The following is an 8,997-nucleotide window of genomic DNA, read 5'->3' on the forward strand; positions in this document are numbered from 1 at the left end:
GCCCGGGGGAGCGGGCCCGGGCGCTGGCCGCGCTCGCGTCGGAGCCGCGCACGATCGTGCTGTTCGAGGCGCCGCACCGGCTCGAGGCGCTGCTGGCGGCGCTCGTCGAGGCGTTCGGTGCGGACCGGCGCGCCGCGGTGTGCCGTGAGCTCACCAAGACCCATGAGGAGGTGCTGCGCGGCCCCCTGCAGGAGCTGCTCACGTGGGCCAGGTCCGGGCAGGTGCGCGGTGAGATCGTCGTCGTGGTCGCCGGTGCGCCCGCGCCGGCGGGGCAGATCGACGAGGCGATGGTGGCCGGGGTCCGCGCGCGGGTCGACGGCGGTGAACGGCTCAAGGACGTCGTGGCGGAGGTCGCGGCCGCCACCGGGGTCGGGCGCCGCGAGCTGTACGCCGCCGCGGTGGCCGGCGCGCACTGAGCTGACCGAGACGCGGCGCGGCGCCGCCGCGCGGCTCGGTCGCCTCGCTATGGTCCTGGCGGGTGTGCTGCAGGCCGTGGTGCGCCGACGACGAGAGCCGACGGCTGTGAGGATCCGATGCCGACCAAGGTGAAGACACTCCTGACCTGGATCGTCGTCATCTTCCTGGTGTACGCCGTCGCGACGAACCCGAACCGGGTCGCCGGGGTCATCACGTCGATCTGGGACCTCATCTACGCGACGTTCCACGGGTTCGGTCAGCTCTTCTCGGCGCTCGCCTCCTGACCGTGGACGAGCTGCGGCGCTCCGAGCGCGGCGAACGGGCGTTCGCCCGCTACGTCGTCGGGCGCGAGCGGCTGGTCTTCACCACCCGGCGGCACCCGGCGACGGTCGTCGAGCCGTTGGCCACCTCGCTGGCCGCGTTCGTCGTCGTGACGTGGCTGGTCTGGGAGCTCAACCCGGTGCTCGGCGACGGTGTGCTCGTCCTCTTCCTCGTCTGGCTGGTCGCGCTGGGGCGCTTCGTCTACCGGGCGGCCGAGTGGTGGTTCTCGTGGTTCGGGGCGACCGACCGCCGGCTGCTGCTCACCACCGGGCTGGTGACCCACAAGGTGGCGATGATGCCGCTGGAGAAGGTCACCGACATGAGCTACACCCGTTCGGCGCTCGGGCAGGTGCTGGGGTACGGGCGGTTCGTGCTGGAGTCGGCGGGGCAGGAGCAGGCGCTGCGCACCATCAACTTCATCCCGCACCCGGATGCGACCTACCGCCTGCTGTGCGCCACCATCTTCGGCCGCACCTGGTCGGACGCCGAGGACGACGACCCGTCGGACGTGAGCACCCCGGCCGGCGGGCGTCCCGCAGGCGGCCCCGACGTCGCGTCCGACCCCGGGCTGCCGCCGTCGTTCCCGCCGTCCTTCCCGCCCACGGGTGCCCAGCCGGCGACCGGCCCGGACGCGCCGACCCAGGTGGTCGGCTTCGTCGACCCGGTGCGGCTGCACCAGGACCCCTGGCAGGGCACGGTCCGTCCGCGCTGAGCCGCCGGCCGCTCGCCCGCGCGGCGACCAGGCCCCGCCCCGGCTCCTAGACTCCTGCACGTGGCACACATCCTCTCCGCCGTCGCTTGGCCCTACGCGAACGGACCCCGGCACATCGGCCACGTGGCCGGTTTCGGGGTCCCCTCCGACGTGTTCAGCCGGTACATGCGCATGGCGGGGCACCAGGTGCTCATGGTGAGCGGCACCGACGAGCACGGCACCCCGATCCTGGTGCAGGCCGAGCAGGAGGGCGTCAGCCCGCAGGAGCTTGCCGACCGGTACAACCGGGTGATCGTGGAGGACCTGGCGGCCCTCGGCCTGTCCTACGACCTGTTCACCCGCACGACGACGCGCAACCACTACGCCGTCGTGCAGGAGATGTTCCGCACGGTGCACAAGAACGGCTACATGGTCGAGCGCTCCACCATGGGCGCGATCAGCCCGAGCACCGGCCGCACCCTGCCGGACCGCTACATCGAGGGCACCTGCCCGATCTGCGGGTACGACGGCGCGCGCGGCGACCAGTGCGACAACTGCGGCAACCAGCTGGACGCGGCCGACCTCATCCACCCGCACAGCCGGATCAACGGCGAGGTGCCGAAGTTCGTCGAGCAGTCGCACTTCTTCCTCGACCTGCCGGCCTTCGTCGACGCCCTGGGCGACTGGCTGCGCACGCGCACCGACTGGCGCCCCAACGTGCTCAAGTTCTCCCTCAACCTGCTCGACGACGTGCGCCCGCGCGCCATGACGCGCGACATCGACTGGGGCATCCCGATCCCGCTGCCCGGCTGGGAGGAGAACCCCAACAAGCGGCTGTACGTGTGGTTCGACGCCGTCATCGGGTACCTGTCGGCGAGCATCGAGTGGGCCCGGCGCAGCGGCGACGGCGAGGCGTGGCGGGCCTGGTGGAACGACGGGCAGGCGCTCGCGTACTACTTCATGGGCAAGGACAACATCACCTTCCACTCCCAGATCTGGCCGGCCGAGCTGCTGGGCTACGCCGGCAAGGGCGCCCGCGGCGGTGCGCCCGGGGTGTTCGGCGAGCTGGACCTGCCGACCGAGGTGGTCTCCAGCGAGTTCCTCAACGTCGAGGGCAAGCAGTTCTCGACCTCGCGCGGCCGCGTCATCCTGGTGCGCGACTTCCTGGCCCGCTACCAGCCGGACGCGCTGCGGTACTACCTGTCGGCCGCGGGCCCGGAGACCCAGGACGTCGACTTCACCTGGGCCGAGTTCTACCGGCGCACCAACGACGAGCTCGTCGCGGGCTGGGGCAACCTGGTGAACCGCACCGCGAGCATGGTCGCGGCCAACTTCGGCGAGATCCCGGCCGCCGGCCAGCGTCAGCCGGTGGACGAGGCGCTGCTGGCCACCACGACGACGGCGTTCGGCACGGTGGGCGACCTCGTCGGGCGGCACCACCAGCGCCAGGCGCTCGGTGAGGCGATGCGGGTGGTGCAGGAGGCCAACCGCTACGTCTCGGAGACCGAGCCGTGGAAGCTCAAGACCGATCGCGACCGGCTGGCCACGGTGCTCAACACGACCGTGCAGGCCGTGAGCGACCTCAACACGCTGCTCTCGCCGTTCCTGCCGCACTCCGCGCAGCAGGTGCACGAGGTGCTCGGCGGGACGGGCACGTTCTCGCCGCTGCCGCGCATCGACGAGGTCGACGACCTGGACGACCCGACCCGGCACTACCCGGTGCTCACCGGTGACTACACCGCGGTGCCCGCCTGGAAGCCGGTCGCCGTGGTGCCCGGCACCCCGGTGGCCAAGCCGACGCCGGTGTTCACCAAGCTCGACGAGCAGGGCATCGCCGACGAGCTCGAGCGCCTGCGCGAGGGCTGAGCGTGGCCCGCACGCGTGAGCGTGGCTGGCCGGGGGACGACGAGCCGCTGCCCGCGCCGGTGGTGGACAACCACACCCACCTGGACGCCGTGCTGGGCTGGGCGGCCGACGGGTGGCCGGACGGCGAGCCCGCCGACCTGCGCGGTCACCTCGACCGGGCGGCGCGGGCGGGGGTGACCCGTGCGGTGCAGGTGGGCTGCACCCTCGACGAGCTGGCCTGGACCGATGCGGCCTGCCGCGACGAGCCCCGGCTGCTGGGTGCGGTCGCGATCCACCCCAACGAGGCGGTGCTGCACGCCGGGGTGCGCGAGGTCGCGCCCGACGGGCTGGACCCGGACGTGCAGCCGCGGCACGAGGTCGGCCTGCAGGACGCGATCGCGGCGGTCGAGCGGGTGGCACGGGGCAACCCGCGGATCCGCGCGATCGGCGAGACCGGCCTCGACCTGTTCCGCTCGGGGCCCGGCGGGCGGGCTGCCCAGGTGGCCGCGTTCCGGGCGCACATCGCGCTGGCCAAGGAGCTGGACCTGCCGTTGCAGATCCACGACCGTGACGCCCATGCGGAGGTGGTCGAGGTGCTGGTCGCCGACGGCGCGCCCGAGCGGACGGTGTTCCACTGCTTCTCCGGTGACGCCGAGCTGGCCGCCGTGTGCGCCGAGCACGGCTGGTACACGTCGTTCGCCGGTCCGCTCACGTTCAAGCCCAACGACGGCCTGCGGGCCGCCGCGGCGCTCATGCCGGCGCACCTGCTGCTCGTGGAGACCGATGCGCCCTACCTCACGCCGGTGCCGTACCGGGGCCGGCCGAATGCGCCGTACCTGCTGGGGGGCACCGTGCGGGAGCTGGCGCGGGTGCGCGGGGCCGAGCTCGGCGCGCTGTGCGACCGGCTGACGGCGACCTCTCAGCTGCTCTACGGCCCCTGGTGAGGGTCGTGACGATTCTCACAGCGGCCGCACGGGTGACCATCGGAGGTTCCCCTGCCGGTCACGAATCGGTTACGGTCGACCGGTCAACCCGTGTCGGCGACGTCCGATCGGGACAGGGGAGCACCCGCCCGGGTGCTGACGGCACCGGGCCGCCCTGCCCGCAGACGGAAGGACCCGTGTGAGCGACCACCGTCGCAGCCACCGCGCGCAGCCTGCGGCCCCCCGGCCGCTGCGGCTGGCCGTGCAGGGCCTCGTCCTCGTGGGCGTGGTGGCCTCGACGAGCGCGTTCACCCTGCTGCACAAGTCGGTGGACGTGCAGGTCGACGGCGCGAACCTCAAGGTCGAGGGCTTCGCCCGGACGGTCGGGGACCTGCTGGCGGCCGGCGACATCGCGGTCGGCGAGCACGACCTCGTCGTCCCCGCGCTGGGCCAGCCGGTCTCGTCGCGCTCGCAGGTGGTCGTGCGGCACGCCGTCCAGATCCAGGTCGAGATCGACGGGACCCGTCAGACGGTGTGGACCACGGCGTCCTCGGTCGGCGAGGCGGTCGACGAGCTGGGGCTGCGGGACACCGACGTGCGGCTGTCCGCCTCCCGCTCCGACGCCGTCGGCCGCGACGTGCTGCGGGTGTCCACCCCCAAGGTGGTGCACGTGGCCGTCGACGGGCAGACGCTCGACGCGTCGACCAACGGCGGCACGGTGCGTGACGCGCTCAAGGACGTCGGGCTCGTGCTCAACGACGGGGACCAGGTGTCCGTCCCGCTCGACGCCGATGCGGTCGACGGGCTCGTGGTCGTCGTCACCCGGGCCGCCAGCGGTGGCGAGAGCTCGGTCGAGTCGATCCCGTTCGAGATCCAGCAGGTCGACGACGGCACGCTGCCCAAGGGCACGACCAAGGTGGTGACCGCCGGCAAGGCCGGTCAGCGCACGACGACCTACCAGCTCCAGGTGGTGGCCGGGGTCGTCGTGGGTCGCACCGCGGTGTCCTCCGTGGTGACCAAGGACCCGGTCGCCCAGGTGGAGCATGTCGGGACGGCCGAGGTGCCCGTCGCGCCGCCGGTCGGCAACGTCGACCCGGGGTCGGCGCAGGCCATCGCCCAGTCGATGATGGCCTCGCACGGCTGGGACGACGCGCAGTTCGCCTGCCTGGTCGCGCTGTGGAACCGCGAGAGCGGCTGGAACGTCAGCTCGGAGAACAAGTCCTCGGGTGCGTACGGCATCCCGCAGGCCCTGCCGGGCTCGAAGATGGGTTCGGTCGCGGCGGACTGGCGGACCAACCCGGCCACCCAGATCACCTGGGGCCTGGGGTACATCGACGGTCGCTACGGCACCCCGTGCTCGGCGTACCAGCACCTGCAGTCGAGCGGCTGGTACTGATCCTCGCGGGGCGCTCCGGCCCGGTGCGCTGACCTGGGCCGGGACCGTCACCGTTTGGAACCTGGTCACGAATCGGTTACGGTCGCACCTCGTTCCTGCGTCAGGCCCGGTGTGACGGGCCGTCGGACGCGGGGACGGACGGGCGGACCTCGCCCGTGATGGCCGGATCGGCAGGTCCGGGACCGACGTGGGCGCCTCGCGCCCGAGCGCCAGCCCTGGCGGCCCCCCAGCCACCGGCGTGTCGGTCCCCGGAGCTCCGTGCCCGGACCCGCCGACGGCTGGAGCCCCGTGCAGTTCTCGACCCACCCCCTGCGTCCCACCCGCAGCACCGACACCCCCACGTCGGACGCTGACCCCGCCACCGTGGCGGACCCACCCGCAGCGACAGGACGCAGGCCGGGTCGGCGTGCGCTCGCCGTCGCCGCCGGTGCCACCGTCCTCGTGCTGGCCGGTGCCGGCACCGCCGTCGCGAACGCGCACAAGACCGTGACGCTCGACGTCGACGGCAGCACCCGCACCCTGTCGACCTTCGCCGGTTCGGTCTCCGGGCTGCTCAAGGCCCAGGACGTCACCGTCGGCGAGCGCGACAGCGTGTCGACCTCCGGTGCGCTGCAGGACGGCGCGACGGTCGTGGTGCGCCACGCGCACCAGATCACCGTGCTGCAGGACGGTGCGCAGCAGGTCGTGTGGACCACGGCCCTCACGGCCGACGAGGCGCTCGCGACCCTGTCCGCGCGCGGCGGCGACGTGGCGCTCGTGGCGTCGCGCTCCGACTCCAGCGGCCGGCTGGACCTGTCGCTCGACCTCGCTCTGCACGGCAAGGCGCAGGTCCTCGTCGACGGCACGACGCTCGACGTCCCGCAGGCCGACGTCTCGGTCGGCGAGGCGCTCGCCGCCCTCGGCGTGCAGCTCGGCGCACTCGACGAGGTCACCGTGAAGGACGCGCCGGACGGCGTGCAGGTGGTCGTCACCCGCATCGCCGTGCAGGACGTCACCGTGACCAGCGACGTGGCGTACGCCTCGTCGACCACCGACGACCCGAAGCGGTACGTCGGCACGTCGAAGGTCGTCACGGCCGGCGTCCCGGGCGTGCGCACCCAGGTCCAGCGGGTCACCACCGCCGACGGGGTCGAGCGCACCCGTGTCACGTTGTCCGACCAGGTCACCACGGCCCCGGTCGACGAGGTCGTCGCGGTCGGCACCAAGGCCCGTCCGGCCGCCCCGGCCCCGGTCGACACGGGTTCGTCGCCGGTGGGCGCGAGCGCCTCCAGCGGCGGGCTCAACTGGGCGGCCCTGGCCGCGTGCGAGTCCGGCGGCCGCCCCGACGCGGTCTCCAAGTCCGGCAAGTACTACGGGCTGTACCAGTTCTCGCTGTCCACCTGGGCCGGCGTCGGCGGCAGCGGGTTGCCTTCGCAGGCCTCGGCCGACGAGCAGACCGCCCGGGCGCAGGCCCTCTACGACCGGTCCGGTGCCGGTCAGTGGCCGGTGTGCGGCGCACGGCTGTTCGGCTGAACCGCCCGGCCGGGTCGGGTGGGCACCTGAGGGTGGCCCGCCCGGCCCGGCCGTGCTGTCCCTGCCCGGCACCGGGGTGCCCGTCCGGGCCCGTTAGCCTCGGGGCATGAGCCAGGACGAACCGGTGCTGCTGGGCCCCGCGCGGGTGCGCGAGCTTGCCGCTGCCGCCGGGGTGCGGCCCACCAAGGCGCTCGGGCAGAACTTCGTGCTCGACGCCGGCACGGTCCGCAAGATCGTGCGCCAGGCCTCGGTCGCCCCGGGGGAGACCGTCGTCGAGGTCGGTCCCGGGCTCGGCTCCCTCACGCTCGGGCTGCTCGCGGCCGGTGCCGACGTCGTCGCCGTGGAGATCGACCCCGTGCTGGCCGCCCTGCTGCCCTCGACCGTCGTGGCGCAGGCGCCGAGCCTGCACGTCGAGCCGCCCGACGGCGAGGGCGCGCCCGTCGTGCTGCGCGACGGTGCGGGGCGCGCCCGGCTCACCGTCGTGACCGCCGATGCGCTCACCGTGACCGCGCTGCCCGGCCCGGCACCCACCTCGCTCGTGGCCAACCTGCCCTACAACGTGGCGGTGCCGGTGCTGCTCACCTTCCTCGAACGGTTCGACAGCCTGCAGCGCGGGCTCGTCATGGTGCAGGCCGAGGTCGCCGACCGGCTGGCTGCCGGCCCCGGCAGCCGCACCTACGGGGTGCCCAGCGCCAAGGTCGCCTGGTACGCGACCGCGCGCCGGGTCGCCACCGTCGGCCGGTCCGTCTTCTGGCCGGTGCCCAACGTCGACTCGGCGCTCGTGCGGCTGGACCGGCGCGAGCCGCCGACCACCACCGCGAGCCGGCAGGAGGTGTTCGCCGTCGTCGACGCGGCCTTCGCCCAGCGGCGCAAGATGCTGCGGTCCGCCCTGGCCGAGCTCGCCGGGTCGTCCGCCGCCGCGCAGCAGGCCCTCGTCGCCGCGGGGCTGGACCCGGGTGACCGCGGTGAGCGGATCGGCATCGAGGGCTTCGCGGCGCTGGCCGAACAGCTCGTGCCCGTGGCCGGGGCGGGGGCGCGATGAGCAGCGCAGGCGCCGCGCAGGTCACCACCGACCGGGTGCGGGTGCGGGCCCCCGGCAAGGTCAACCTCTCGTTGCGGGTCGGCCGGCCGCGGGCCGACGGCTACCACCCGCTCTCGACGGTGTTCCAGGCCGTCTCGGTCTACGAGGAGGTGGTGGCCACCGCGGCCGACGACCTCACGCTCACCGCGCAGGGCCCCGGTGCCGAGCAGGTGCCGCTGGACGACACCAACCTCGCGGTGCGCGCCGCCCGCGCCCTGGCCCGGTACGCCGGGGTGGAGGACGGGGTGCACCTGCACCTGGTCAAGGGGGTGCCGGTGGCCGGCGGGATGGCCGGTGGCTCGGCGGACGCGGCCGCGACGCTCGTCGCCTGCGACGAGCTGTGGGGCACCGGGCTGGCCCGCGAGGAGCTCACCTCGTTGGCCGCGACGCTCGGCGCCGACGTGCCGTTCGCGCTGCTCGGGCACACCGCGGTCGGCACCGGCCGCGGCGACCTGCTCACCCCGGCGATGTCCCGCGGGGAGTTCTGCTGGGCGTTCGCGGTGCAGGACGAGGGGTTGTCGACCCCCGCGGTGTTCGGCGCCTTCGACGCGTTGCACGGCTACCAGCCGCAGCCGTCCGGCGGCGCCCCGGTCGAGCGGGACGACGAGGTGGACCTCATGCACGCGCTGCGGGCGGGCGACCCGGTGGCCCTCGGTGCGGCGCTGCACAACGACCTCGAACCGGCCGCCGTCACCCTGGCCCCCCGGCTGTCCCGGCCGCTCGCGGTGGCCCGGGAGGCCGGTGCCCTCGGTGTCGTGCTGTCCGGTTCCGGCCCGACGGTCGCCGCGCTGGCCCGCAGCCCGCAGCACGC

9 protein-coding genes are annotated in these 8,997 nt (G+C 74.2%); all 9 read left to right on the forward strand.

The genetic code is table 11. From position 1 onward, the window contains the following. Nucleotides 1-416 (forward strand): SAM-dependent methyltransferase (locus F2B26_RS12300; protein ID WP_235929646.1); only part of this gene is annotated, 416 nt, incomplete at its 5' end. A 129-nt stretch (nt 417-545) separates the two neighbouring features. Beyond that, the gene (locus F2B26_RS17235; RefSeq protein ID WP_201292722.1) at nt 546-701 is read left to right on the forward strand and encodes a hypothetical protein; all 156 of its coding nucleotides are present in this window, start codon (nt 546-548) and stop codon (nt 699-701) included. Nucleotides 702-703: 2 nt separating this feature from the next. Beyond that, nucleotides 704-1,450 carry a PH domain-containing protein gene (locus tag F2B26_RS12305; RefSeq protein ID WP_235929647.1) on the forward strand — a complete coding sequence of 249 codons (747 nt, stop codon included), beginning with the start codon at nt 704-706 and terminating at the stop codon, nt 1,448-1,450. Nucleotides 1,451-1,510: 60 nt separating this feature from the next. Further along, nucleotides 1,511-3,295 (forward strand): methionine--tRNA ligase, encoded by a 1,785-nt coding sequence (gene metG, locus F2B26_RS12310; protein ID WP_159809786.1) that lies wholly within the window; start codon nt 1,511-1,513, stop codon nt 3,293-3,295. Between the two features lie 2 nt (nt 3,296-3,297). Next, a complete protein-coding gene (locus F2B26_RS12315) occupies nt 3,298-4,218 on the forward strand; it encodes a TatD family hydrolase (protein WP_159809788.1) in 921 nt (306 codons plus the stop codon). 178 nt (nt 4,219-4,396) lie between these two features. Next, a complete protein-coding gene (locus F2B26_RS12320; RefSeq protein ID WP_159809790.1) occupies nt 4,397-5,593 on the forward strand; it encodes a resuscitation-promoting factor in 1,197 nt (398 codons plus the stop codon). Between the two features lie 258 nt (nt 5,594-5,851). Next, a complete protein-coding gene (locus F2B26_RS12325) occupies nt 5,852-7,105 on the forward strand; it encodes a resuscitation-promoting factor (RefSeq protein ID WP_159809792.1) in 1,254 nt (417 codons plus the stop codon). Nucleotides 7,106-7,211: 106 nt separating this feature from the next. Beyond that, entirely contained in the window at nt 7,212-8,147 is a 936-nt protein-coding gene (rsmA, locus tag F2B26_RS12330; protein ID WP_159809794.1) for a 16S rRNA (adenine(1518)-N(6)/adenine(1519)-N(6))-dimethyltransferase RsmA, read from the forward strand. After that, nucleotides 8,144-8,997: 4-(cytidine 5'-diphospho)-2-C-methyl-D-erythritol kinase (locus tag F2B26_RS12335; protein ID WP_159809797.1), on the forward strand; the 854-nt coding region annotated here is incomplete at its 3' end. The genes rsmA and F2B26_RS12335, both read left to right, overlap by 4 nt.

Source organism: Cellulomonas citrea, from assembly GCF_009829685.1.
Taxonomy (GTDB): domain Bacteria; phylum Actinomycetota; class Actinomycetes; order Actinomycetales; family Cellulomonadaceae; genus Cellulomonas; species Cellulomonas citrea.

Excerpts from the sequence above, each read along its gene's own strand:
- rsmA (WP_159809794.1), top strand. The coding sequence starts at position 7,212 with ATGAGCCAGGACGAACCGGTGCTGCTGGGCCCCGCGCGGGTGCGCGAG.